Raw genomic sequence first — 26,668 nt, forward strand, 5'->3', positions numbered from 1 at the left:
AACTTTATAGGATAATAGATTAATCTGCAGGGTGGAAAGAGCCTAGTATTGCTTCTCTAGAGGCGCCGGTCACCGCAGGTAAGTTGCCCGGTAAACCATTGTGGTGTCTCATCGCCAGCCAAGCAAAAGCAATGGCTTCAACCCATTGTGGGTCCATACCTAGCTCTGCGGTCGTGACCACCTTGTAATTTGGGAGCAGCTTGCGTAAGCGGTGCATTAACTCGCAATTATAGGCTCCGCCGCCACAGACATAGAGCTCAGCATTATCTGATAACAATAAAGCGTCATTGGCGATGCTGTAACAGGTTAAATCAAGCAGGGTAGATTGGATATCTGCTTCAGTTAAATGACCAAATTCAGATAATTGCTGTTCGGCCCAGGCTTGGTTAAATAGCTCTCGCCCGGTACTTTTAGGCGCTGCAAGTGCAAAGTAGGGGTGTGACAGTAGATGCTGCAGCATCTGTTGATCCGTGGTTCCTGACTTTGCCCACTCGCCATCTTTATCAAAGGGTTGTCCAAGCTGATGCTGGATCCAGGCATCACTTAAGCCATTACCCGGGCCTGTATCAAAACCGGTGACATCTTGAGTGTTACCCGGCAAGAACGTCACATTAGCAATGCCGCCGATATTGAGGATAATGCGTGGGTGGTTTGGGCTAGCAAACACGTGTTGATGAAAAGCGGGCACTAAAGGTGCCCCCTGGCCACCAAGAGCCACATCTTTACGCCTAAAGTCAGCAATCACATTTATGCCAGTTTCAACAGCAATAGTATTAGGATCGGCGATCTGTAGGGTGAAGCCCATTTCAAGATTAGGCATGTGGCGTACGGTTTGCCCATGGCTACCGATGGCAATGACCTGCGACTTATCGACGTTGGCTTTTTCAAGCAATGCATTGACGGCCTTGGCGAATAGTTTTCCCATCGTGCGGTCGAGGTGACCAAGGCGGTTTATTTCATCGTTACCCGGTAGGCAAAGCTTTTGTAGGCTACTGAGTAAAGCACGGGGTAACTCTTCTGTATGAGTTGCAATAAGGCTTGGCTGGTCATGGTCAAAGTTCACTAGAACCGCATCAACGCCGTCCATACTGGTGCCCGACATCAAGCCTATGTAATAACTGTTATTCATCGTATTGGACCTATAAACCTAATGGGTACTTGTTGCCCGCAACGAAAAAAACGCTGGCAGTGTTAAAGAGAACAGCAGCGCTAATGCGCTGCAATCTGTACCTGTTTGTTATGTTCAAGCTCTGCCATCATTGTCTTACTAAGCGTAGCAAATTGGGCCTTTTCTTTCTTTGCGATAGGCTCAGATTTAGGCAACTTAATGGTGCGAGGATTGCGGTGAACGCCGTTAACGATAAATTCATAGTGAAGATGTGGGCCTGTTACCCGGCCTGTGGAGCCAAGGGTACCAATAATCTGCCCCTGCTTAACTGATTGTCCGGTTTTTACATTACGCTTGGTCAGATGAAGATACTTGGTGGTATAGGTATCGTTATGCTTAATAAACACATAGTTACCATTGTATTTATTATAACTAGACTTAATAACTCGGCCGTTTCCCGCCGCTTTAATCGGAGTTCCAACAGCGGCAACGTAATCAACACCTCGGTGGGCCTTAACCTGACCCGTTACTGGATGCAGTCTACGGGGGTTGAAGCTTGAGCTGACATATTTAAAGTCCACCGGGGAGCGCAAGAAGGCTTTACGCATGCTGCGGCCCTCTTCTGAGTAGTAGGTACCGTCTTTATACCTAACCGCGGTATAGCGATCGCCTTGGTTGGTAAATTCGGCCGCCAGAATATTACCGTTTTTTAAGAACTCGCCATCGGCATACTCTTCTTCAAAGATCATCGCAAACTGATCGCCTTTACGAAGATCTAAGGCAAAATCGACATCCCAGCCGAAAATGGTGGCTAGCTGCATGATTTGATTTGGCGTCAGTCCTGCGTTAACTCCTGCATTCCAGAAGTTATTCTCAATGGTCGCACTGGCAAATTTAGAGCGCGCTTCAACCTTTTTAGTGACAATGTGCTCTTGATAACCGCTTGGGGCATTATCAACGATTAGGGTGGTGATTTTGTCGAGATGATACCTAAGTTGAACCAGTTTGCCGTCTTCACTTTTAGCAATAACTAAATTATCGCCAGGCATGATTTTCAGTAGATTTTTTTTAGCTTTAGGGAGCTGGGTGACATCATAGACATCTTTTGCCGTTAAGCCTGCACGAGTAAACAGTGCTGCTAGAGTATCGCCACTTTTAACTTGGAAACGTTTTTCGTTTAATGTTGGCGTAACAGCAATGGCAGCAAGGGGCTTCTCAGACGCTTGAGCGAGTGGCTGCTTATTGGTTTGTTCGAGACCGTTCTCTATGTGAGTGGCTATACGGGTGTTATTGCGCTCAGTCGGGGTCGACTCGCTCATCGCTGCCGATGGTGGTGTTGGTTTTCTAAAAGCCAGCGGCACGTCATAACGGGTATTAACGTCATATTCGCCATTTGCTGATGGCGTTTGCTTGGACGCTTGCACATCATCGGACGGCAAAAAAATAATGATTAGCGTGACAAAAACTAAACCGCACAAGAGCATTTGATGTAATTTTGGCAGTAATTTAAATAAAGTTATAACCTTTCCCATTGACCTTGATACCAAATTCACTCTTTCTTATTGATGCCTTTAGTGTACACACTTTCATTTGTGCTTGCTAACAAGTAACATGAGTGCCCATATTTTTTTGATTAGGCTCCCAGGAGTAAGCGCCGATATGGCTGATTTAGAGCAAGCATTAGCAGAAATAAAACGTGGCACCGACGAGATATTACTCGAAGCGGATCTACTGGAGAAGTTGAAAGAAGGTCGCCCGTTAAAAATTAAACTCGGTGCCGACCCAACCGCTCCTGATATTCATCTTGGCCACACGGTTATTTTGAACAAGATGCGTACCTTCCAAGAGCTAGGTCATGAAGTGATCTTTTTGATTGGTGACTTCACTGGTATGGTCGGTGACCCAAGTGGTAAGAACAGCACTCGTCCACCATTAACCCGTGAGCAAGTGCTTGCCAATGCTGAGACTTATAAGCAACAGGTTTATAAGATCTTAGATCCAGCTAAAACCCGTATCGAGTTTAACTCTACTTGGTTAGAGCCGCTTGGTGCTGCCGGTATGATCCGTCTTGCTTCACAGCAAACGGTTGCCCGCATGATGGAACGTGACGACTTTAAAAAGCGTTATGGTTCAGGTCAGTCAATTGCGATCCACGAATTCATGTATCCATTGCTACAGGGTTATGACTCGGTTGCACTAGAGGCTGATGTTGAGCTCGGTGGTACTGATCAGAAGTTTAACCTGCTGATGGGCCGTGAATTACAAAAATCTGCGGGTCAAAAGCCACAGACTGTGATCATGATGCCACTGCTTGAAGGTTTAGACGGCGTTAAGAAGATGTCTAAGTCAGCACACAACTATATTGGTGTGAGCGAGCCTGCAGGTGAGATGTTCGGTAAGATCATGTCGATTTCAGACGTGTTGATGTGGCGCTACTTTGAGCTACTGTCTTTCCGTCCGTTGACTGAGATTGAGCAGTTTAAAGCAGACGTAGAAGCGGGTGCTAACCCACGTGATGTGAAGATTGCACTGGCTAAAGAGATCATTGCACGCTTCCACGACGAAGCGGCAGCTGAAGCTGCGCATCAAGAGTTTATTAGTCGCTTCCAAAAAGGCAATATCCCTGATGATATCGAAGAGTTAGAGATTGCTGCTGGTGACGGTATTGCGATTGCTAACTTGCTAAAAGAAGCTGGGCTTGTCAGCTCGACTTCTGATGCAATGCGGATGATTAAGCAAGGTGCAGCTAAGATTGATGGCGATAAGATTGAAGATACTCGTCTTCAACTTAATGCCGGTACCTCAGCGGTATTCCAAGTGGGCAAGCGTAAGTTTGCTAAAATCACTCTGGTGTAGAAGCATTAAATCAGAGGGCTGCGCTGCGAAACCTATAAACATGTTTAGATAGTGTGCCCCTGTTTAAAAAGCTAAAGCCATTAACTTGTCGTTAATGGTTCTGTGAACAGCGGTCTGTGCCAAAATGCAGGCCGTTTTTACATTGCCAAGTTAACCTTGCCGCATCTAAAACCCATTTATCTTTGTGTTTTTCCATCGAAATAATCAATAACATCTTAGGGTGTTCGCCTTTTGCCGCGCTGACGTTATACGTCACCACTTTGCCCTGATATTGTTTAACTTTAGCGAGCAGGAAGTTAGTCCCTGCATAGTGAGCCGAAATCGATTCTGGTTGCGTGCTCCAGCTGCGTTTTTGGTGCTGGGCGATCTCAAGTTTTTGATTAAACTTAACGATAGGTTGGTCCGCAAAAGACACCACTATGGGCTGCTCTAGCGCAAAGGCGGAACCACATAGCAGTGGAAGCAAGATAATAATAGCTCGAAAAGCATTGATGACACTCATAACAACCTACGAAATACAAAGTACCTAATACTTTGACAGGTGAACGCAGAAAAGTTTCCACGTTGCGAGTAAATTGTGAGCTGAGTCGGTAAGTTATTGCGAGTTAAAACGGCTGTGAGGTTTAAGGGTTACTGAACAGAGAGTTGATCCGACATGGTTTGATAGTCCATCAAATCTTGATGCTCTTTTACCCGCTCATGAGTCATGTCTAAGCTTAGCGTTGTAACACCTGGAATGGCGATATTAATGATGCGCCCAGGCTTTCCAAATTGCTCGCCAGGGCCCTTGTAACGGTAATTACCTATCAAGACCACGAGTGAGCCGGAGTTAAACATATGCTCAATGTTAAAGTCATATTCAAGTACGCCGCTGTGGGCTCGTTTTAAAAATTGTAGAATGTGGCGTTTGCCAGTGTATTTACGCCCGGCCGTTTTATCGTTAAACACGCTATCACGATTGTAAAAAGCGCTCAGGCTAGAATAATCTTGATGAGTCAGCGCCTGAATATACTTGATCGCCAACTGCTGCTCTTTTGGCATGTCGCCAACATTAGCGAAAGCCGGAAAGCTAAACAGTACAAATACAAAACTCAAAAAAGCTAATCTCATTATTGTGGTGTCTTTAAATCAAAAGCAGGTAATGAAAGGTGCCAACGGATTGCCGCTAATCTAATCACGAGTGCGGTACTCATTGCAAATAATAAAGCAAACATATCGGCGGCTCCCCAATGTAGGCTAATGGTATAGCAGATCCCGCCCATTATCGATGCGGTTGCATAAATCTCAGTGCGAAGCACCATAGGAACTTGCTGACAAAGCAGGTCGCGAATAATACCACCGCCTACACCAGTGATTAAACCCATGATCACGGCAGTCATACCGCTGAGTTCTAAATTTAGTGCTTTCTCTACACCAATTACAGTAAATAGCGCCAATCCGAGCGCATCGGCAACAGGTAAAATATAGCGTGGTACTCGTTTAGGCTTACGTACAAAAATAAAGGTCAGTATCACGGTAATTAAAATCACCGTAATGTAGTTAGGGTCCTGGATCCAAAAGACGGGGGTGGCGCCCAACAGGGCGTCACGAATACTGCCACCGCCAATGGCGGTTACCGACGCAAGTACCAGTACGCCAAAGGGGTCCATTTTGTGCCTACCGGCAGCGAGTGCACCTGATAATGCAAATACTGCTGTACCGCAAAGGTCAAAAAAATAGATCCAATCGATCATTTATCCAACTCTTGTAGATGAATATTAAGTGCATCGACAGAGATACGAATTTCAATCACTGAAAGCAGTAGTGAATATAAGAGTAAGAATAGACTACAACCAAAGATAAACGCGCCGACTTTGTTAAAGCCAACGTAGATAAAAATCATGCACAGCACACACAGAGCGAAGCTTAATGCTCCAGACTCTTGCATACGCTTAATGATGCTAATTCGCTGACGAAGGTTTTTTAATTGGCTATGGTTTATGGGCTTGCCATCAGCGCTCAAATTACGGATAAGTGCCGCTAACGAAAAGAAACGGTTGGTATACGCCAGCAATAGCAAAGAGATGGCAGGAAAGAGTAAAGCAGGCGTGGTTAGCGAAACATGAATATTATCAAACAATGGATTCAGCCCTAAAATGAGTCAACACAACAAGTTTAAAGGATGATACCAACGCCAACAATTTATACAAGATGATTACAATCCGCAGGCTAAATAAACAGCGGTAAAGTGGGGTAATTAAATAAAATTCAATGCTTAGGTTTATAAGCCAGCGAAATCACCCCTGCATTACCCGTAACAGTGCCCATATTCCCGGCAAGACGACAATAGCCAAAGCCCAAAGGCTAAAGGCGATTGAGTTGAGTTTAATCGCGCGAACTAGATCATTTTCATCGGGGAGAGAACCGTAAGACACCTTCGGGGTATCTACCCTAAGTTCTTTAAATTTAATTGGTCCGCCAAGTTCAATCGCTAATGCACAGGCGACAACTTCGCAGGTTTGATATTCATTTAATGGGGTCGTATTCACTTTTGGGCGAAACAGGGTCGCAAGGCTTTTTGGGCCACCTTGAATGGCAAGGCTTAGGCTCCATAGTTTGGCTGGAATATAGTGGACTATAGTGCTGAGTATATATATAGGCATACCAAAGAAGCGGTAAAGTGGATTATAAACCGGCCAGCAAAACTCAAGCTGTTTAATCATTCTTGCCACAATGAGCAGTGGGATGCCGCCAATAGCATAAAACAAGATGGCTGAAACAGTACCGTAGATTGAAGTGGTCGAGAGTCGTTCGATAGCGGCCTTACACAGACCAACGCTAGAAAGAGAATAGGTGCTGCGATTTAGCCAAGGCTCTAAAAGGCCACGGGCGCGAACTTTATTGTCCCCTTTAATCGAGATCATCACTTCATTGGCAATATAGCGAAAATGATCGTCCTGCAAGCACAGGTAAATCACCACGGCTTCAAAGAACCAGGGGAACTCAGCGAGTTCTATCAGAAAACTTATCACTGCCCAAAAAGGAACGATTAACAGTAACATGGCTAGGGAGCCGGCGATTAACTGCTGTGACGGGGCGCGGTCGACATGGTTAACTTTAGTGCTTAAGTTTTTAGCCACTTGAGATAACCATTCAAGTGGCTGCAGATTGCGCGGAAGAGGGGCAATTCGTGCCAACAAAATGGACACTAATAACACTAAGGCTCCAGTGTAAAGCTGACTATCTTGAGAAAAGATTTTAGTAAACTCTGGCACCATATCGCTGCGCTATCCTTATATTTTAGAGCTTTGCGTTACGCAGCTTATTAAAGCTGCTCAAGCAGAGCGATAACCATCAATGCTGAGTGATGACCAGCTTTTACAATGTACTCGTCAAAATCCACAGGCGAGTCGTTGTTAGCATTGTCAGACAGTGAGCGGATAACCACAAACGGTACGCTAAACTGATGACAAACTTGCGCGATTGCAGCGCCTTCCATTTCACATGCTGCCATTGTTGGGAAGTTCTCAAGCATGGTCTTAGTGCGCAGCGGATCGCAAATAAAGCTATCGCCAGTACAAATCAGACCTTCAATCGCTTTTACTTCGCCAAGGCTAGCAACCGCTTTTTGTGCTGCTGCAACCAGTTTAGCATCAGGGATAAACGCTGCTGGTTGCTGCGCCATCTGGCCAATTTCATAACCAAAAGCGGTTACATCAACATCGTGGTGACGCACTTCAGATGAAATAACGATATCGCCAATGGCTAAATCATCAACAAAACCACCCGCTGACCCCGTGTTAATAATGGCATCTGGCGCGTACTTTTCGATAAGTAGCGTAGTCGCAACACTGGCAGTGACTTTACCAATACCAGAGCGAGTGACGATTACGTCTTTACCCGCAAGTTGACCTGCAACAAACTCGATACCCGCAATGGTTGTAGAGCTTGGGTTTTGCATCGACTCAACTAAGTGCGCAACTTCTGGCTCCATAGCGCCAATAATACCGATTTTCATGAAATGACCTTTTTACTACCTGAATGAATATGGGCGCTAATATACCACGGCGCTTTGCGTTAGTGAAAAAGCCTTGAAGATAAGATGAGATATATGCCGGGCATCGATACTTGTTATCAAATAAAACCTGTAACACACTTGCTGGCGATGGAGATTAAAGCAGCTTTATGAATATCGCGGTTTAACTCAGGAAAGAATAATATGAAAGAACAGATAAAGCAGAAAATCGGTGCTATCGCGCTGGTTGTTGAAGATTATGACGAGGCGATTGCGTTTTATACTCAAAAATTGCGTTTCGATTTAGTTGAAGATACCTACTTAGGAGGTGGTAAGCGCTGGGTACTAGTTACGCCTCCTAATTCTAATGGAACCAATTTGTTGTTGGCACAAGCAAGTACTGAAGAGCAAAAGTTCTCAGTAGGGAACCAGACTGGTGGTAGAGTTTTTATGTTTTTACATACCAATGATTTTTGGAGAGATTATGAATTTATGCAATCTCAAGGTGTGATTTTTAAAGAAGAACCAAGAGTTGAAGAGTATGGCACTGTGGTTGTTTTTGAAGATCTGTACGGCACTAAGTGGGATCTGTTACAGCTAAATTAAGTTAACCCATCGTAAGTTAACGGCCAAAATTAATCGTACTAATGGGAATTCAATGCAAATAAAAACCGGTCAATTAGACAATGTACAAGTGCTTGAGTTATTAGCAGCGCACCATGAAGATATGGCCTCGCATTCGCCACCAGAAAGCGTGCATGCGCTGGATGTCTCAGGTTTGGAAGCTGAGGATGTTACCTTCTGGAGCCTATGGTTAGAAGATGAACTGGCGGGCTGCGGCGCACTTAAGCAGTTGGATCGTACCCATGGTGAAATTAAGTCGATGCGCACATCGAACAAGTTTCTTCGCCAAGGTGTCGGCCAAATGCTGTTGGATCATATTATCAGTGAGGCGAGATTACGAGGTTACCAAAGACTCAGCCTTGAGACCGGCTCTATGGCAGCGTTTATACCCGCCAAGAGGTTGTATGAGCAATTTGGTTTTAGCGAGTGCGCGCCGTTTGCCGATTATAAGCAAGACCCTTACAGCAGCTTTATGACATTAAAGCTTACTTCACTTTAGATAAAGGTTAGAGCAGGCATCTGTTAAGTTTGTTCATCTGCCTGAATTTGGCCCACCAACAGCACTGGGGCGGCGTCGAGCTCTTCGGCGTCCATCATGGCGGCAATGCGCTCAACTGATGACAACAGTTGGCTTTGCTCCCACTGTTCAAGATTTTGATAGCGTGTAATAAAGTGCTCTTGTAATGGCTTAGGCGAGCTGCTCAGTAATGCTTTACCTGCCTCACTCAGTGATAGGATAACTTTGCGTTTATCGGTCTCGCTGCGGGTTCTAACGACGAGTTCACGGCTTTCTAGCCGATCAATAATGGTTGTCACAGTTGCAGGACTGAGTGCGACCTCTTTAGCGACGTCTTTTGCTAGCGGAGTTTCAAGCTGTTCAATACTTTGCATCACCATTAGCTGCGGACCCGTTAAGCCAGATTGCTTGTTGAGTTGGCGTGAATGGATATCAATAGCCCGGATCACTCGGCGCAGTGAAATCAATAATTGTTCGTACTTTTCCATCTGTTTTCCTTGGCCAAAAGGCCTTTGCCGGTATGCTTATACTGATAGGTATTAATGAGCGAATATGATTGTCTTTTATCGCTGTAATTAAAATAGTGCGGTACAACGACCAGCGTTATACCGCACTATTTATGCTAGGTGCAAGCTTCAGTGTGCGACGAGTCCTTTAGAAGTTAAAGGTTCTTGCAACCGATAACACGGCGCGAGTATCGGCTGTGTCTATGTCCATGCTGGTATCTTCAACGGCTAGGTTAAAGTCAAACCCTTTCCAGCTTGTCATGTATTCTGCGCGGTAATGGTTATAAGATTTATTGCCATCCCAAGACCACTTGTTCACATCCGTTGATGTTGAACGGTCAAAACTGATACGAATGTCGTGACCTTCGGCAATGCTAAATGTGTGCGCTGCCATCATGATGTAATGACCCGCATCTACACCAAAATAATCCCATGTGTACCAGAAGTTTAGCTCTGTTTGACCAACCGATGACCCATAGCCAAATTTAGTGTATACCTCTGGATACTGGTACTCATCTGAGAACGAGTCACCATGGTAAGTGTAATAAGCGATACCGGCATCGAGTGATACGCTTTCGCTGAGCTGGAAGAACATTCCGCCGTAAAAATCGAGTTCTAACCAGGTGTCATCGCCTGAACCGTAATCAACGTTCGATGCCCAAGTACCCACATACCAACCCGCATCGGCGGCGTAATCTAGGCTTGCCTGCAAAGCAGGGCCATTATCTGTTTGGCTTACACCGTTAAAGGTGTAGTCAGAAGTGGCATTAATCGTTGAGCTAACACCGGCTATAGCCGTTGTTGGCAATGCGATTAGACCCAGTAGCGCTAGATTTTTAATTGTTGTTTTCATCATTTATCTTTCTTTTCCTTTGTTTCTTTTTAGTTAGCTAATTCAATTTTGCTGAAATCAATTTTGTTTTCTGTAGGAGAGTGCTCAATTGCAGCCACTTTCTTATATTTTGTCGCCATGATGTATCCAAAACAGCCTAGGATAAGACCGATAGCAAGTGCGCCAACCCATTGGATCTCTAAGAAATTCAATTGGAACAGTAAGGTTAGGGCACTCATCAAGGCAAGGTTACCTATGATGTATTTAGTCTTGCCGAAGCGCTCAACGGTTAGGTTTAGGTTATCTGTGTAAAGACGGATCAAAGAGTCGAGTGAGTTAATCACAAAGGTGACACCGACCAAGACCATGGCGAGGTTATAAAAGCCTGTGGTGGCGATTTCATTGGCGCTGTAGTAGTACAAAACGGTAAACCATACGGCAATTGGCAAAGATGGAAATACCATCATGGCAATCAGTACTTGATAGGTCTTCATGCCACCGACAAAGCGTGACGTGAACTGACCAATCATGATGCTCCAAGCAAACCACCAGAATAGGTAGAACTCATGGTAATCATTCATCGGCAGTACGAAGTGGTGGATATTGCCAAAGTAGTCACCAATTAAGGCAAAGGTATTGACGAATTCGCCCACACCGGACTCTTTTGACATAAACGCGCCAGCCCACATCAGTACGATTAAACCCAAGAATAACCAGGTGCTGGCTAAGCTAAGTAGGCGTACATAACGGATGCTGGTGCTTGAGTATACGGCGGCAGCGATAATCACAAAGACGATCAGATAGAAGCTACTGACAATTGACTCACCATCGCCCATCTCGGGCAGATACCAAGGTAGATTGGTCAATAGCAGATAAGCGGTAAAGGCACAGGTGCCGATAATCACTAGGTTGTTAATGAACTTAATCACTGGGATCTCGAAAAACTTAACTCGTGGCTCGATGACACAAAAGTAGAAACAAGTTAAGAAGTAAAATGCCCAGATTAAAAATGCCCAGAAACCAAATTCAATCGCCAGAGGGTTGGTAAAACCATACTCAGGACTCGCGCTTAAATCGGCGTAGCCGCCAAATTCCGTTAGCGGGAACATGATTAGACCAACGTCCAAACCTGAGGTAAACAGGATGGCGATAAAGGTAAATGTGCGCACCGGTGTGACACCAACACACTTGACGTTACCCCAGCGGTAGATCACAAAGGCAATGGCAGCGAATGTAAATAATATCCCTATAGTTAGCCAAGTGGTCATTATTGAACTCCTGACTTATTTGTATTAAACAACTCTTGATTAAAAAGCATGGTTATCCCTTGTTTTTATTATCGTTATGCCCGCTTTTAGCCAAATTTTGGCTGCAAAAATCCCTCAAGCCTTAATTGCCGCTTTTACGACAGTTAAGGTTTGATAAATTAAACGTGGCGATTAGTGCCATTTAGCCTCAGTGGCTTAGGCTGGCTACCTATACGTAAACAGTTTGAAGAGGCGGCAGAAGGATTGCCGAACATCTTCATCTCGTTTGTGGAGGGGCTTGGCTTAGCGCTAGTCGCGTCACAGTTACTGACGCGTCCTACTAAGCCGAAGCGATTATCTTGCTGGTGGTCGTAGCCTTTGCTGCTGTTGCCAATCTTGGCTGATGATCACTTCTGCTGTGCTTGGCGCGAGTGGCGTATTACCTAAGATTAAGTCGGCAGCGCGCTCGGCTAACATGATCGTCGGCGAATTCAAATTGCCATTGGGGATGGTCGGGAAAATAGAGGAGTCAACCACTCTAAGATTCTGCAGCCCATGGACTCGTGTTTCAGAGTCGACAACAGCCATGGGATCTTCGCCCATTTTGCATGTGCAAGAGGGATGGTAAGCGCTCTCAACAGCGCTTCTTACAAAGCTGTCTATCTGCTCATCTGTCTGTACCTGAGTTCCCGGTTGAATTTCTTCACCGCGGTATTCATCGAGCGCAGGTTGATTGATGATTTCACGGGTTAGACGCACGCAGGCACGAAAACCTTCGATATCGTCTTGATGAGACAGGTAGTTAAATAAAATGCTGGGTGCCTGCTTAGGATCATCTGAGATGACTTTGACACTGCCGCGACTCTTGGGCTTATTGTGGCCAATGTGCACCTGAAAACCATGCCCGGCAAACGCTTCTTTGCCGTCATAGCGCATTGCGGCAGGTAGAAAGTGATATTGTAGATCTGGCCACTCTAGACCCGCTTTAGAGCGGATAAAGCCGCAAGACTCGAAGTGATTGGTCGCGCCTAAACCAGACTTGTTTAAGATCCAGCGGCTACCAATAAACAGTTTGTTAAGTGGGTCTAATTTACCGTTAAGCGATATCGGCTTTAGGCACTTGAACTGGAAGTAAAACTCAAGATGGTCTTGCAGGTTTTCACCCACACCCGGCAGATCATGTACTTGCTCGATGCCTGCCTTGGCTAAGGTATCAGCCGCTCCAACACCTGATAGTTGCAGGATATGCGGTGAGCCGATTGAGCCTGCGGACAGCACTACCTCTTTGCTGGCGTTCACATCAAGCATTTTTCCTTTACGCTCAAAGCGCACACCCACGGCTTTGTTCGTTTCACCTTGCTTGGTTGAAAACAGTACCTTGTGCACCTGAGCATGGGTGATAACCGTTAAGTTTTCACGCTTCATCGCAGGTCTTAAGTATGCATTGGCTGTTGACCAGCGCACGCCATTTTTAACCGTCATGTGCATTGGGCCAAAGCCCTCTTGCTGGGCGCCATTATAGTCATCAGTTGCCATGTAACCGGCATCAACACCCGCAGCAACAAATGCCTTGTATAGCGGGTTTTTCATGTTGTTGCCGTTGTTAACGCCGAGTGGACCGTCAATGCTGCGATAATCATCGCCGCCAAATGCCCAGTCTTCCGCTTTTTTGAAATATGGCAGGCAATGGGCGTAATCCCAGTCTTTTGCACCGTGCTGTTGCCATTCATCAAAATCGCGAGCATGGCCACGTACATACACCATACCGTTAATCGATGATGAGCCACCTAGTACCTTACCGCGTGGGCAATGCATACGGCGATTATCGAGATGAGGCTCTGCATCAGTTTCAAACTGCCAAGCGTACTTTTTAGTATTCATGGGGATTGAAAGCGCAGTAGGCATCTGGATAAAGATGCTTCTGTCGCTACCGCCAGTTTCAAGCAGCAGCACACGATTATTGCTATCGGCTGATAGACGGTTGGCTAACACGCAGCCTGCACTGCCTGCGCCAACGATAATATAATCATATTGTGAATTATTCGTCGTCATATCAGCTCCTTAAAATGGACTTTCAAGAGGCTGCATACCAACGTATACGGCTTTTATTTGGGTATAGGCTTTTAGGGTCTCACTACCGTTTTCACGGCCAATCCCTGACATCTTATAACCCCCTACTGGCATTTCAGCAGGTGAGGCGCCATAGGCGTTGATCCAGCATATGCCAGCTTGCATCTGGTGAATAACGCGGTGCGCACGAGTAATGTCTTGGGTAAATACACCAGCGGCAAGTCCTAAACGGGTATCGTTAGCACGGCGAACCACTTCCTCTTCATCACTAAAGGGCAGCACTGACATTACAGGGCCAAAGATCTCTTCTTTACTGAGTGTCATCTCATCAAGGCACTGACCAAAGATGGTTGGCGCGACAAAATAGCCATTAGGGCTATTTTCTGGTGTTAGCGCATGGCCACCCGCTAATAACTCGGCACCCTCTTTTTTACCTATCTCGATATAGCTCAGTACTTTTTCTTGGTGGGCCTTTGAGATCAGCGCGCCAAAGTTAGTGGCTGGATCCATAGGATCGCCACAGATGATATTGTTTTGAGTGCGTGTTAGTAGCTTTTCAATAAACTGCGGGTAGATATCTTGTTGCACAAATACGCGCGTGCCGTTGGTACAGATCTCACCTTGGGTGTAGAAGTTGCCTAACATGGCTGCTGATACTGCATTGTCGATGTCGGCGTCATTGAAGATAATTAGCGGTGATTTACCACCAAGCTCCATGGTGACCTCTTTGAGGGAACTTGCCGCCGCGGCCATTACTTTCTTGCCAGTGCCAACTTCGCCAGTGAATGACACTTTGGCAATGTCATCATTGTTTGTGAGCCAAGCGCCAACCCGACCATCGCCTTGAACAACGTTAAACACACCATCGGGGACACCTGCTTCGGTAAAGATTTCGGCTAGCTTTATCGCTCCTAGCGGAGTTTCTTCCGATGGCTTAAAGATCATTACATTACCGCAGGCCAGCGCGGGAGCGGCTTTCCAGCAAGCGATTTGTAGCGGGTAGTTCCATGCACCAATGCCGGCGCAAATGCCCAGTGGCTCTCGGCGAGTGTAATAAAAGTCATCACCCACAGTTTGCTGATTGCCTTCAATACTGGGGGCAAGACCGGCAAAAAACTCAATGGAGTCTGCGCCTGTGACAACATCGACCACAGAGGCTTCTTGCCAAGGCTTGCCTGTATCTTGAACTTCGATGGCTGCTAACTCATCGTTGCGCTGTCGAAGCAGTGCTACGGCTTTAAGTAGAATGCGACTACGTTCTATGGCGGTCATTTTTGACCAGGTTTCAAAACCTGCTTTAGCGCTTTCAATCGCAGCTTGTTGGATTGTTTCATCGGCGACTTCGACTAAATAATTCACCTCTCCATTAGCTGGATTGATAACTTCGAAGGTTTCGCCTGTGGTATTTTTGAGAGCTTTGCCGTGAATATAATTGCGGTAAACGACTAGTGACATCGGGTTTCTCCGTACTGCATGATCACTGCCTCGATAAAGGCTTTAGATAGAATTTGGGCCTGCTGAAACTCTTTCTCTGGAGTAGGGCTTAGCGCACTACGTAGCCAAAAACCATCGATCATCGCGGCTGTCTGCTTGGCCGCGGAAATGGCGTTGGCTTTAGGGAGGAGTTGTTTAAAAGAGAACAGAAGGTTGCTGTATAAGCGCTGGCTATTAATGTGTTGTAGCCTAGCAAGGCCTGGCTCGTGCATGGCTTGTGACCAAAAGCTTAACCAGGTTTTTGTTGCGGGTTTTGAACGCTGCAGCTCAGTAAAGTTGGCTTCAACAATGGCGTGCAGTCGCTCTAGTGGTAATAGTGTTGTGCCTGCGGTACGGCTCAATAATGCTTGTTTTAGTTGATCTAGCAGATACTTTTGCGTTGCTTCAATCAGTCCTTGTTTACCGCCGAAGTAATGACTAATTAGCCCAGAAGATAAACCTGCCAAACCGCTGATAGTATTGATAGTCGTATTGTGCAACCCATGACGTTCTACAGAGACAAGAGTGGCTTCGATGAGCTGTTGTTGGCGGACGGTTTTCATTGGCGGACGGGGCATATAAAAGCAAATTCCTGAATTTAATTCTTATTGTTATTTTTTGTTTACTCTTGTGAAAAGTTTGTGCTTTTGAATGTTGATTGAACGTTCAATTAATAACAACTCTAATGGTTAGAGCTATAACGATCAAGCTTTATCGGGAAATGAGATCTGCTTCACAGATTTAATTTGGTGAATTAAGTGTGTGGTTAATTTCTCTCAAGTTATTGTTTATATAGTGATAAATCACCAGCTTTAATTTTGCTTAAACAGGTCAGACGAGCTGAAAATTAATTTTGAATAAAAATTAGTTTTAGCTGTAATCGTTATTAAAGTCGCCTGGTTTGGGGCAAGTGGTGAAGCTGATAAATTTGACGCTTTGCTTTGATAGTGCTCTTTTCTGGTAGCTATTTAACGTATAAGGATTTTGGTGGGACTGGACGGGGCTGAGAATGATAGAGATTAACAGACTGCTAAAAATAGCAGGCAAAAAAAGGCGCTCCACTGGGAGCGCACAATCATAAGCGCATAATTACAAGTAACTAGGTATACATCTCTTAAATACATGAGGCTTTTAAGCCATCATTTTTAAAGATGATTTAGCTTTTTAAGTAATTTACTCTTATAAGTAATTTACTCTTATAAGTAATAGTGCTCTTCTAGATATTTAGTCTTCTAAGTAATTTAAAATGCCCATGGCGGCATCACGGCCCTCTGCGATAGCTGTAACGACCAAGTCAGAACCGCGCACCATGTCGCCCCCAGCAAACACCTTAGGGTTACTGGTTTGAAATGGATTATCGGCGACTTTTGGCGCTTTGACTAAGCCCCAGTCATTAAGCTCAATGTTGTAGTCATCAAGCCATTTTGCTGGGCTCGGTTGGAAACCAAAGGCGATAATGATGGCATCGGCATCAAGCACCTGTTCACTGCCTGCTATAGGCTCTGGGCGGCGACGTCCACTGTCATCGGCTTCACCGAGCAGGGTCTCGATAAATTCGATCCCCACCACATTACCGTCGATGGTTTTAATTTCACAGGGTTGACGATTAAACAGAAACTCAACACCCTCTTCGCGAGCATTTTGCACTTCACGCCGAGAACCGGGCATATTCTCCTCATCTCGGCGATAGGCACAGATGACTTGCGTTGCACCTTGACGTACTGCAGTGCGTACACAGTCCATTGCTGTATCACCACCTCCTAGCACGACGACGCGTTTGTCTTTTAGGCTGAGGTAGGGATTATCTAAGCATTCAGTCCCCATGACATTATGGGTATTACCAATTAAGTAAGGCAGTGCCTGATGTACGCCACTTGCATCTTCCCCGACAAGATTGGCTTTCATGGCGGTGTAGGTACCCATGCCAAGAAATACGGCGTCGTACTGTTCAATTAATTGCTTAAAGTCGATATCTTTGCCTACAGTGACACCTAATTTAAACTCGATGCCCATACCCTCAAGTACATTGCGGCGAATTTGCATCACCTCTTTATCGAGCTTAAATGACGGAATTCCATAAGTGAGTAGGCCGCCAATCTGCACGTTTTTATCAAACACTACAGCTTGAATACCGTTGCGAGCTAAAATATCGGCGCAGCCAAGACCCGCAGGTCCTGCGCCGACAATTGCCACTCGCTCTTTACGTGGCGTAACCATTGACATATCGGGGCGCCAGCCTTGTGAGATGGCCGTATCGGTAATGTACTTTTCAACATTACCGATAGTCACAGCCCCAAACTCTTCGTTAAGGGTACAAGCCCCTTCACAGAGCCTGTCTTGTGGGCACACTCGGCCGCAGATCTCGGGCAGGGTGTTGGTCTCGTGGACCAAATCAGCCGCTTCCATAATACGTCCCTGTTTGGCCAGTTGCAGCCAGTTGGGAATGTAGTTATGCAGTGGGCATTTCCATTCACAATAGGGGTTACCGCAATCTAAACAGCGGTCAGCTTGCTCTTTCACCTGTGGTTGGGCAAAGGGCTGGTAAATCTCAATAAACTGCGTTGCACGTTGTTTAGCTGCATGTTTAGTTGGGTCTTTACGTCCAACTTCAAGAAACTGAAAATCATTGCTCATGTTATTTACCCCGCTCTGACTGCAAGTGCAGGTTCTGATTGCGCTAACTTTAATAGATCATCTAGTGCAACACTTTTTGGTTTCACTAAAATGAAGCAATCTAGCCAGTTTTCGAAATCGCTCAAGATCATCTTGGCATGATCGCTATTGGTTTCTGTTACATGCTGCTCTATCAAATCGCGTAGATGCTGCTGATGTATTGGCGATTGTACTTTGTGTGTATCGACCATCTCGGTATTGACTCGGCGGTTAAAGTGACCATATTGGTCAAATACATAGGCAAACCCACCGGTCATACCTGCACCGAAGTTAACGCCGGTTCTACCGAGCACAACAACAATGCCGCCAGTCATGTATTCACAACCGTTATCACCCAAGCCTTCGACAACGGCAATGGCACCTGAGTTACGCACCGCAAAACGCTCGCCAGCTTTACCTGACGCGAATAACTTGCCGCCAGAGGCCCCGTACAAACAGGTATTCCCTAAAATCGCCGAACGCTCGCTCTTGAATGGGCTTCCCAGTGGTGGATAGACACAAATTTTACCGCCAGACATGCCTTTACCGACGTAATCATTGGCATCACCGCATAGCATTAGCTCAAGACCCGGTGCGTTCCATACTCCAAAGCTTTGGCCTGCGCTGCCGTTAAATTTCAGGGTGATAGGGGCTTTCGCGCCGCTTTTACCAATGTGGGTTGCGATATAGCCTGACAGGCTCGCTCCTACAGAGCGGTCGGTATTGTTGATGCTGAACATCTCACAAATGGATATACCGGCTAATACGGCCTCTTTACAATCTGCGACCAGACGTTGGTTTAATTGACCTTTGTCTGATGGAGGATTGATTTCGCGCCATGTAACCGCTGAGTTTTCTGGCACCTTAGGGCGATATAGGATCGGTGCTAAATCGAGATGTTGTTGTTTAGCCGTATCGCCCTCAATGGCTGCTAACCAGTCGCTGCGCCCTACCATCTCTTCAAACTCTGTTACACCCAGTGCCGCCATGTACTCACGGATCTCCTGTGCCACAAACTCAAAATAGGTCATGACGCGTTCTGGTAATCCATGGTAATGCTCATTGCGCAGTTTTGGATTTTGGGTAGCAACACCCGTCGCGCAGTTGTTGAGGTGGCAAATACGTAGGTATTTACAACCTAGAGCAATCATAGGCACAGTTCCAAAACCAAAGCTTTCAGCGCCGAGCAGTGCGGCTTTGATAACGTCCTTGCCGGTTTTTAAGCCGCCATCCACCTGTAAGCGGATTTTATGACGCAGACCGTTTGCGATCAGAGACTGATGTACCTCGGCAAGACCGAGCTCCCATGGGCTTCCGGCATACTTTACTGAGGTGATAGGGCTGGCACCAGTACCACCGTCGTACCCTGAAATGGTAATCATATCGGCGTAGGCTTTAGCGACACCGGTGGCAATGGTGCCGACACCGGGCTCAGATACCAGTTTGACTGATACTAGCGCTTTGGGATTGATTTGCTTCAAATCAAAAATCAGCTGAGCTAAGTCTTCAATCGAGTAGATGTCATGATGCGGTGGTGGTGAAATCAGTGTCACACCTGGGCGAGCATTACGTAGCGCGGCAATCTCAACGCTGACTTTATCGCCAGGAAGTTGTCCGCCTTCGCCTGGTTTTGCACCTTGAGCAACCTTGATTTGTAATACTTCAGCATTGACTAAATAATGTGCCGTTACGCCAAATCGACCCGACGCAATCTGCTTAATTGCCGAGTTACCTTCGGTATTGAAGCGGCGTGGATCTTCTCCACCTTCACCGGAGTTTGAGCGACCGCCTAAGCGGTTCATCGCAACGGCTAGTGCCTCATGAGCTTCAGGGCTTAGGGCTCCGATACTCATTGCGGCGCTGTCAAAACGTGGGTATAGGGTTTTAGCTGCTTCTACTTGTTCAATTTTAACGGGGGCAAGTTCACCTTTGACTTCAATTAAGTCACGCAATGTTGCAATTGGGCGATTATCGACAAGTTCAGTGAAACGTTTATAACTTGGGTAATCTTGATCTCTCAAGCTTGCTTGTAAGGTGTTAACCACATCTGGGTTAAAACAATGGTATTCGCCACCCTCAACATATTTGAGCAATCCGCCTTGGGTCAACGGCTGGTGCGCTCTAAATGCATTTTTGTGTAGCAGTTGCTGATCTTGTTCGATTAAATCGAACGTCGCTCCTTGAATTCGGCTTATCACGCCATTAAAACACAGCTCGACGACTTCATCTGCAAGACCGACTGCTTCAAATTGTTTACTGCAGCGGTAAGAGGCGACGGTACTAATGCCCATCTTAGACATGATCTTACGCAGACCCTTGTCTATGCCATGGCGGAAGTTAAGCATCAAGTCACGGGTATTTTCAACACCGTTACGCTTAGCTAGATCAGAGATGCACTCATACACAAGGTAGGGGTAAACAGCCGTAGCGCCAAAGCCTAGCAGCACTGCAAAGTGATGAGGATCGCGGGCTGATGCGGTTTCAACAATGATGTTGGTGTCACAGCGAAGGCTATTATCAACCAGCACTTGCTGTACTGCTCCAACCGCCATAGCAGCTGGGATCACTTGCTTAGATTTAGCGGTTGCACGATCTGAAAGCACTAATAAGGTGGTACCCGATCGCGCTAAACGTTCAGCTTCATCACAGATACGTTTAACGGCAGCTTCTAAACCTTCACTGAGGTCATAGTTTAAATCGACGGTATTGGCACGGTAGTAGGTGCTATCGAGTGCCATTAGCTGGTTGAAGTCGCTATATAGCAACACTGGCGAGTTAAACATCACACGGTAGGCATGACCTGTGGTCTCGTTGAATAGGTTTTGCTCACGACCCGCGCAAGTGGTTAACGACATCACGTGCTTTTCACGTAGCGGGTCAATAGGTGGGTTGGTTACCTGGGCAAACTTTTGGCGAAAATAGTCATAGAGGGTACGTGATTTTTTCGACAACACTGCCATCGGCGTGTCATCGCCCATAGAGCCTGTGGCTTCTTCACCTTTTTGAGCTAGCACCCAAATAACTTGCTCTAACTCTTCACGAGAATAGCCAAAGTGTTTTTGATATTGCAGCAGCTGGGCATCATCAAATTCACGTCTACCTTGATCGTTCGGTCCAAAATCTTCTGCAGGTTTAAGCACTTTACTATTTTTAGCCATCCACTCTTTGTATGGGTGGCGACGCTTTAAGTCGTTATCAATTTCAAACGATGAATAAAGTTGCCCATTAAGGGTGTCGAGTACTAACAACTCACCGGGTCCTACGCGACCTTTCTCGATCACTTCATCTGCAGCGTAATCCCAAATGCCGACTTCAGAGGCTAAGGTTAGTATACGGTCTTTAGTGATGACATAACGCGAAGGGCGCAAGCCATTTCGGTCAACGGCACAGGCCGCGTGACGGCCGTTAGTCATTACGATACCGGCAGGACCATCCCAAGGCTCCATATGCATCGAGTTAAAGTCATAGAAGGCCTTTAACTCTGCATCCATTTCAGGGTTACTTTGCCACGCTGGTGGGATCAATAGACGCATTGCGCGATATAAATCCATACCGCCAGCAAGTAGCATCTCTAACATGTTGTCCAGAGATGATGAATCAGAACCCGTTTCATTTACGAAAGGTGCTGCCTGCTGTAAATCAGGTAGTAATGGTGCGTGAAACTTATAAGCACGCGCTCTTGCCCATTGACGGTTACCGGTAATGGTGTTGATTTCGCCATTGTGAGCTAAATATCTAAATGGCTGAGCCAGCGGCCATTTAGGTGATGTATTGGTTGAAAAGCGCTGGTGGAATAAGCAGATTGCACTTTGGAGGCGGATATCTGCCAAGTCACTATAAAAAGCAGGCAGGTCGGCAGGCATCATCAGACCTTTATAGACGATGACCTGGCCTGAAAGACTCGCTACATAGAAGTCTTTATCGTGAGTAAGCTGTTGCTCTACACGCCGCCTTGCCATATATAAGCGTCGTTCTAAGTCTTTTTCTCGCCAGCCAATGGGGGCGTTAATCAATACTTGAACTATCTGTGGTTGACTCGCTTTACCAATTGGTCCAAGTACGTCGGCATTAACTGGCACATTTCGCCACCCTGCAACACTTAAGGTTTCCTTTTGGAGTTCTTGTTCAAGTAGCTGTTTGGTTTGCGAAGCTAAGATAGTATCTTGACTAAGGAAAAGCATGCCAACGGCGAAACGACGGCTTAAATGCCATTCATTTTCTTCGGCTATCGCTTTAAAGAAGTTAATTGGTAATTGCATTAATAGACCACAGCCGTCGCCAGTGCGGCCATCAGCAGCAATACCGCCACGATGCTTCATTCGGTCTAGGCCATGGATCGCGGTACGTACAATACGGTGGCTTGCTTCACCGTCCATCTGGGCTATTAACCCAAATCCACAATTGTCCCGCTCAAAACTTGGATGATATAAGCTCATTACTACACTCCCTAACCTCAACTGATACAACTCGGGAGATAAAGCAAAAAATCTCTATAGATATGCACCCGAATCAATCAAATTAACCTCAAGCGGGTTAAAGGTCAAACCAAATTATTGCATAAAAAGTAACTTGCAATTGCTGTTTAATACACCTGTATTAATCGGTTTACCTTAACGTAAACTGCAGATCTTCACGTATAACATTATGAATAAAAAGGATTTTGAAATTTACGGTTTTTTCTAGCCGCCTATTTGTAACTAAAATGTTGATTATATCTGTTTTCGGTAAAGTGATTTTTATTGCACATACAGTTAAATGATAACCACTCTTACTTGTGAGTATTTATGCATAAATAAACATGAGTGTAGTAAAGGTGAGTCGTTAGTAACGTAAAGAAATCATTAATAGTAAAGCATGGTCTTTACGGTTATTTGAGCTAGCGCTAATTAATGAATTGTGGAACTGGTTAAAATAGCGCAAATTTTTTCGCAAGGTGATAGAGCAGTTGGGACTGGATAGTTACGTTAATACCTTCGGTGGTGTATGCAAACAAAAATATGGTGAGCGGATCCGTAAGCTGACTATTGATGCTAAGTTCACTTGTCCAAATCGTGACGGCACTTTGGGTAAGGGCGGTTGTACCTATTGTAATGTGGCTTCGTTTAGTCATGAACATAAAACAGAGCTTTCTATTCAAGAACAACTTAATCAGGGGCGTGAGCGCTTATCATCTAAGTCATCGAAATATATTGCATATTTTCAAGCCTATACCAGTACTTATGATGAGTACCTAGTATTAAAGCAAAAGTACGATGAAGCGATACAAGATAGTGATATTGTTGGGCTCTGTGTCGGCACTCGGCCTGACTGCGTTCCTGATGACGTACTGGAGCTATTAGTTGGCTATCAAAATGATGGCGTTGATGTATGGCTAGAATTAGGCCTGCAATCGGCTAATGACAACACCCTAAAGAAAATTAACCGCGGGCACGACTTCGCTGCCTATGAAGATACAGTTAAGCGCGCGCGTCATTTAGGCATTAAGGTATGTACTCATTTGATTTTGGGGCTGCCAGGTGAAAGCCATAAAGACTATCTTGAAACCTTAAATAAGGTGTTAGCCGTCGGCGTTGATGGCATTAAGCTGCACCCGCTGCATATTGTGGAAGGCAGCACCATGGCCAAAGCATGGCGTAACGACAAGATGAGTTTACTTGAGCTTGAAACCTATGCTTTTAGCGTGGGAGAACTGATACGCTGGACCCCCAAAGAGGTGATCTTCCATCGAGTTACCGCTTACGCTAAAAAACCTATGTTGTTAGCACCAGACTGGTGTGCCTATCGTTGGAATGGTCTTGTGGCAATTGTTGATGATCTGAAGGCAAAAGGCGGTCAAGGTACCTATTTGAAAAATAGCGTTTAAACTGTTAGGGGATTTGTGCGAAAAACGTTCAAGTATCAGATTGGCAAGGTAGCCGCAAGGTTACTTTATTTAATGATAGGTTGGTAAAGTGTTAAAATCGGTGTAAATTTAACCTCGTGTGACAGTAGTTGTTGCACCGGTGATTTTAGCGGGTATTATGTGGTAAATTCGTATTTTTGTATACATGGCAATATTTTGAGAGGTGCCTAAATGGCAACGGCTGAATTAGAATCAATTCTGGATCTTAATACACTGGAGCAATACTGCAGTGCAATTGGTGCAGGTACGCTACTTAAAAGCGTCGTCTTGTTTGAACAACTGATGCCAGAGTACGTTGGCAACCTAGTCAGTGCACAAGAAGCTAACGATAAAGATACGCTTTGTAGCGAAGCGCATAAGTTCAAAGGCGCAGCGGGTTCAGTTGGCCTTAAACGTATTCAGCAATATGCCCAGCTATTACAACATGGCGAAGAAGCATCTTGGGAACAAGAGCACCAAGCATGGTTGAATGAAATTGTTGCATACGCTTCAAAAGACTTGCAGCAATTAAAAGAATACTTGGAGTCTAAGGCTTAAATTAACCTAGCTTCAATATTAATAGCGCAGTTTGGATTATCCACTGCGCTATTTTTTTATCTGTCGTTAAACAGTATCAATAGATTATCTTGTACATTTTTGATTCAGTTCACAGTCTAACCGCTCTAAATCAGAGTTGGCTTAGCGTTTTATGGTAGAGTTAGATTGAACGATTAGATAAATAATGTCACTGGTAATCTATTTTATGAAACATCTACCAAGTTTAAAGAATCTGTTCTATCTGGTGAATCTACACCAAGAACAGAACTTCAACAGAGCCGCTAAAATATGCCATGTCAGCCAATCGACCTTGTCTAGCGGCATTCAAAACCTTGAAGAGCAGTTAGGTCACCAGCTTATTGAGCGTGACCATAAGTCATTTATCTTTACCGCGATAGGTGAAGAGGTGGTGATGCGCTCTCGTAAGCTGTTGACTGATGTTGATGATTTGGTCGAACTGGTTAAGCATCAAGGTGAGCCTATGACTGGTGAGATCCGCTTAGGTTGTATTCCTACTATTGCGCCTTTTTTGTTGAGTAATGTGGTTCAACATTGCAAGCAGGCTTACCCAGACTTAACGCTATTCTTAAAAGAAGACACAACCGATCGTCTGATCGACGCGTTAGGTAAAGGCGAGCTCGATCTGCTGTTGCTGGCTCTTCCGGTCGATACGAGTGGCTTTCATAGCATGAAGGTTGGTATTGATCCGTTCAAAATGGTAGTGCATAAAGATTTGAGCGATGAGATCCATGAACCCATCGACTATCAAGATTTACCGGATGAAAGTATTTTTTTACTGCAAGCAGAGCACTGTATTACAGGCCATGCCATTTCGGCTTGTCAATTAGGTGAGAGTATTAAAATCAACCCATTTGCAGCGACGAGCCTGCACACGTTAGTACAGATGGTTAACTGTAAACTAGGCACAACATTCTTACCGCAGATGGCAATCGATGCGGGGATTTTGAATAACACAGACTTAACGACGATGGCCCCGCCTGGTGAGACGCCTTACCGCGACATCGGATTAGTTTGGCGCCAAACATCAAGCCGAATTTTGACCTTTAGAACGATAGGATTAGAGATCCAAAAGTTATTAGAGCAAGCTGATAAATAGGTCGTTGGTATAAATAATAAAGCCGATAAAATTATCGGCTTTTTTATTGCTATTTTTTATTGCTAAGAGTTAGCGAGTTTAGGTGTGACACCAAAGACTTCGATGGAGTGTTGCTTACCTTTTAACTTGATTGGTCCTAAGCTATTTAGGTTGTACTGTGAGTCGCTATATTCAAGACGTGATTGTAGCGAGCCAGAGATCAGCATTCGCTGACCCAGTGGGTTACATTGGTCTTGTAACCGAGCTAAGGTATTAAGTACATCGCTAAAGAAGCTAATCTCTTGCTTCTGCACACCTACAACGGCAGCAACAACTTGACCGCAATGGGCCGCAGCCTTAAATTTAGGCACAAAGCCATATTGTTCTTCAAAGTAGCGTCTTTGCCAGCTGAGTTGCTGACTAAACTCATGATAAATATTAAAGCATCGATCTTCTTTAATACCGTCTTTTAATGGCCAGTGGATAAGAACTGCATCCCCCATATAACGATAAATTTCAGCCTCGTTATTGGTTACCGTATCGGCTAATAAACTAAAACTGTCTTGGATTAAGCGGCTAAAACGATAGTCTCCAAGTGATTCAGCATGAGTGGTTGATGCCACCATATCTAAATACAAAAATAAGCGCTGTTCATATCTTGGCTTATGATATTTACCTAAACCAATATTAAGTAGCACTCTTGGGCCAACTAATAGTGCCATCTGCTCAATAAATGCTAGGCCGACACGCACCACAACGAGATAGACAATCAATGCCTGGAATGAAGGACTATAAAGAATGTGCGCTGTTAACATTTGGCGCAATGTAGTCATATGGTTTTCAATGGCCCACATGTTGAGGTATTGGGTGATATAGGCCAAAGTTGTTGCGCCGAGCAATAAAAACAGGCCTTTAAAAACAACCGAAAAAACATAGGGTAAGCGATTGATAGCACTGAAATCTGCAATTAAGTTCGACATCCAGTGAAGGCTGCCGAAAATCAGGCCCATATAAATTGAAAGCGTGGCTAAATCAGCGGAGCCAATGGCCCACTGTGGAAGTTCTGGAGTTTGCGCGTATCTAAAAAATACGAAAGCCGCCATGGCCAAAGTCCAAGCGAATATAGCAAAGGCTAATTTTTTCGCTTGTATATGTGCTTTCACTATTAAGGGGGTATCCAAATACTACACGATTTTAGGAGGCGCTATTTTATAGAATATTCCCCTACTTTGACTAGTAGTATTTGTGATCTAG

The 26,668-nt window shown here is 45.2% G+C and carries 23 protein-coding genes; 6 read left to right on the forward strand and 17 right to left on the reverse strand.

Annotated elements, in window-relative coordinates; all coding sequences use genetic code 11:
• Positions 1 to 19: 19 nt before the first annotated feature.
• Positions 20 to 1,129, reverse strand: coding sequence for an anhydro-N-acetylmuramic acid kinase (locus ACVBIK_RS00120; RefSeq protein ID WP_447160382.1), 1,110 nt, complete (start codon positions 1,127 to 1,129; stop codon positions 20 to 22).
• 80 nt (positions 1,130 to 1,209) lie between these two features.
• Positions 1,210 to 2,640: a peptidoglycan DD-metalloendopeptidase family protein gene (locus ACVBIK_RS00125; protein ID WP_447160383.1), complete on the reverse strand. Its 1,431-nt coding sequence runs from the start codon at positions 2,638 to 2,640 to the stop codon at positions 1,210 to 1,212.
• 127 nt (positions 2,641 to 2,767) lie between these two features.
• Between ACVBIK_RS00125 and tyrS the strand changes: the two genes are divergently transcribed.
• Positions 2,768 to 3,964, forward strand: a complete 1,197-nt coding sequence (gene tyrS / locus ACVBIK_RS00130; protein ID WP_447160384.1) for a tyrosine--tRNA ligase — start codon at positions 2,768 to 2,770, stop codon at positions 3,962 to 3,964.
• A gap of 91 nt (positions 3,965 to 4,055) precedes the next feature.
• On the opposite strand, the gene ACVBIK_RS00135 is transcribed toward tyrS, so the two are convergent.
• From ACVBIK_RS00135 to ACVBIK_RS00160, 6 genes are all read right to left on the reverse strand, one after another.
• Complete coding sequence (locus ACVBIK_RS00135; RefSeq protein ID WP_447163735.1) at positions 4,056 to 4,466, reverse strand: hypothetical protein; 411 nt, start codon at positions 4,464 to 4,466, stop codon at positions 4,056 to 4,058.
• Between the two features lie 128 nt (positions 4,467 to 4,594).
• A complete protein-coding gene (locus ACVBIK_RS00140; protein ID WP_447160386.1) occupies positions 4,595 to 5,074 on the reverse strand; it encodes a nuclear transport factor 2 family protein in 480 nt (159 codons plus the stop codon).
• Positions 5,074 to 5,697: a trimeric intracellular cation channel family protein gene (locus tag ACVBIK_RS00145; RefSeq protein ID WP_447160387.1), complete on the reverse strand. Its 624-nt coding sequence runs from the start codon at positions 5,695 to 5,697 to the stop codon at positions 5,074 to 5,076. Before ACVBIK_RS00145 ends, ACVBIK_RS00140 begins: the two co-directional genes overlap by 1 nt.
• Complete coding sequence (locus tag ACVBIK_RS00150) at positions 5,694 to 6,071, reverse strand: DUF2721 domain-containing protein (RefSeq protein ID WP_447160511.1); 378 nt, start codon at positions 6,069 to 6,071, stop codon at positions 5,694 to 5,696. The genes ACVBIK_RS00145 and ACVBIK_RS00150 overlap by 4 nt, the downstream gene beginning before the upstream one ends.
• A gap of 169 nt (positions 6,072 to 6,240) precedes the next feature.
• Positions 6,241 to 7,221: a cobalamin biosynthesis protein CobD/CbiB gene (locus ACVBIK_RS00155; RefSeq protein WP_447168818.1), complete on the reverse strand. Its 981-nt coding sequence runs from the start codon at positions 7,219 to 7,221 to the stop codon at positions 6,241 to 6,243.
• 47 nt (positions 7,222 to 7,268) lie between these two features.
• Positions 7,269 to 7,961, reverse strand: coding sequence for a 5'-methylthioadenosine/adenosylhomocysteine nucleosidase (locus ACVBIK_RS00160; protein WP_447166715.1), 693 nt, complete (start codon positions 7,959 to 7,961; stop codon positions 7,269 to 7,271).
• A 201-nt stretch (positions 7,962 to 8,162) separates the two neighbouring features.
• On the opposite strand from ACVBIK_RS00160, the gene ACVBIK_RS00165 reads away from it, so the two are divergent.
• Together ACVBIK_RS00165 and ACVBIK_RS00170 are read left to right on the forward strand one after the other, a co-directional pair.
• Complete coding sequence (locus tag ACVBIK_RS00165) at positions 8,163 to 8,564, forward strand: VOC family protein (protein WP_447160390.1); 402 nt, start codon at positions 8,163 to 8,165, stop codon at positions 8,562 to 8,564.
• A gap of 52 nt (positions 8,565 to 8,616) precedes the next feature.
• Positions 8,617 to 9,081 carry a GNAT family N-acetyltransferase gene (locus ACVBIK_RS00170; RefSeq protein ID WP_447160391.1) on the forward strand — a complete coding sequence of 155 codons (465 nt, stop codon included), beginning with the start codon at positions 8,617 to 8,619 and terminating at the stop codon, positions 9,079 to 9,081.
• A gap of 23 nt (positions 9,082 to 9,104) precedes the next feature.
• On the opposite strand, the gene ACVBIK_RS00175 is transcribed toward ACVBIK_RS00170, so the two are convergent.
• The 8 genes from ACVBIK_RS00175 to gltB all read right to left on the reverse strand — a co-directional run bounded on the left by ACVBIK_RS00175 (position 9,105) and on the right by gltB (position 22,315).
• Complete coding sequence (locus ACVBIK_RS00175; protein ID WP_447160392.1) at positions 9,105 to 9,587, reverse strand: MarR family winged helix-turn-helix transcriptional regulator; 483 nt, start codon at positions 9,585 to 9,587, stop codon at positions 9,105 to 9,107.
• A gap of 166 nt (positions 9,588 to 9,753) precedes the next feature.
• The gene (locus ACVBIK_RS00180; protein ID WP_447163748.1) at positions 9,754 to 10,458 is read right to left on the reverse strand and encodes a TorF family putative porin; all 705 of its coding nucleotides are present in this window, start codon (positions 10,456 to 10,458) and stop codon (positions 9,754 to 9,756) included.
• Between the two features lie 29 nt (positions 10,459 to 10,487).
• On the reverse strand, positions 10,488 to 11,705 hold the full coding sequence (locus ACVBIK_RS00185) for a BCCT family transporter (protein ID WP_447168819.1): 1,218 nt from the start codon (positions 11,703 to 11,705) through the stop codon (positions 10,488 to 10,490).
• A gap of 333 nt (positions 11,706 to 12,038) precedes the next feature.
• On the reverse strand, positions 12,039 to 13,736 hold the full coding sequence (betA, locus tag ACVBIK_RS00190; protein ID WP_447168820.1) for a choline dehydrogenase: 1,698 nt from the start codon (positions 13,734 to 13,736) through the stop codon (positions 12,039 to 12,041).
• Positions 13,737 to 13,745: 9 nt separating this feature from the next.
• Entirely contained in the window at positions 13,746 to 15,209 is a 1,464-nt protein-coding gene (betB, locus tag ACVBIK_RS00195; RefSeq protein ID WP_447160395.1) for a betaine-aldehyde dehydrogenase, read from the reverse strand.
• Complete coding sequence (betI, locus tag ACVBIK_RS00200) at positions 15,200 to 15,805, reverse strand: transcriptional regulator BetI (protein WP_447160396.1); 606 nt, start codon at positions 15,803 to 15,805, stop codon at positions 15,200 to 15,202. Before betI ends, betB begins: the two co-directional genes overlap by 10 nt.
• 646 nt (positions 15,806 to 16,451) lie before the next feature.
• Complete coding sequence (locus ACVBIK_RS00205) at positions 16,452 to 17,861, reverse strand: FAD-dependent oxidoreductase (RefSeq protein WP_447168821.1); 1,410 nt, start codon at positions 17,859 to 17,861, stop codon at positions 16,452 to 16,454.
• 5 nt (positions 17,862 to 17,866) lie between these two features.
• Positions 17,867 to 22,315, reverse strand: coding sequence for a glutamate synthase large subunit (gene gltB, locus ACVBIK_RS00210; RefSeq protein ID WP_447163726.1), 4,449 nt, complete (start codon positions 22,313 to 22,315; stop codon positions 17,867 to 17,869).
• 509 nt (positions 22,316 to 22,824) lie between these two features.
• Between gltB and ACVBIK_RS00215 the strand changes: the two genes are divergently transcribed.
• The 3 genes from ACVBIK_RS00215 (at position 22,825) to oxyR (ending at position 25,435) form a co-directional block, all read left to right on the forward strand.
• On the forward strand, positions 22,825 to 23,742 hold the full coding sequence (locus tag ACVBIK_RS00215) for a TIGR01212 family radical SAM protein (protein WP_447160399.1): 918 nt from the start codon (positions 22,825 to 22,827) through the stop codon (positions 23,740 to 23,742).
• A 210-nt stretch (positions 23,743 to 23,952) separates the two neighbouring features.
• On the forward strand, positions 23,953 to 24,318 hold the full coding sequence (locus ACVBIK_RS00220; RefSeq protein WP_447160400.1) for an Hpt domain-containing protein: 366 nt from the start codon (positions 23,953 to 23,955) through the stop codon (positions 24,316 to 24,318).
• Between the two features lie 205 nt (positions 24,319 to 24,523).
• Positions 24,524 to 25,435, forward strand: a complete 912-nt coding sequence (gene oxyR / locus ACVBIK_RS00225) for a hydrogen peroxide-inducible genes transcriptional activator OxyR (protein ID WP_447160513.1) — start codon at positions 24,524 to 24,526, stop codon at positions 25,433 to 25,435.
• 62 nt (positions 25,436 to 25,497) lie between these two features.
• Here the strand turns inward: oxyR and ACVBIK_RS00230 are convergent, their stop codons facing one another.
• Complete coding sequence (locus ACVBIK_RS00230; RefSeq protein WP_447160401.1) at positions 25,498 to 26,577, reverse strand: adenylate/guanylate cyclase domain-containing protein; 1,080 nt, start codon at positions 26,575 to 26,577, stop codon at positions 25,498 to 25,500.
• Positions 26,578 to 26,668 lie beyond the last annotated feature (91 nt).

The sequence above is a fragment of the Shewanella sp. 125m-1 genome, assembly GCF_052977065.1.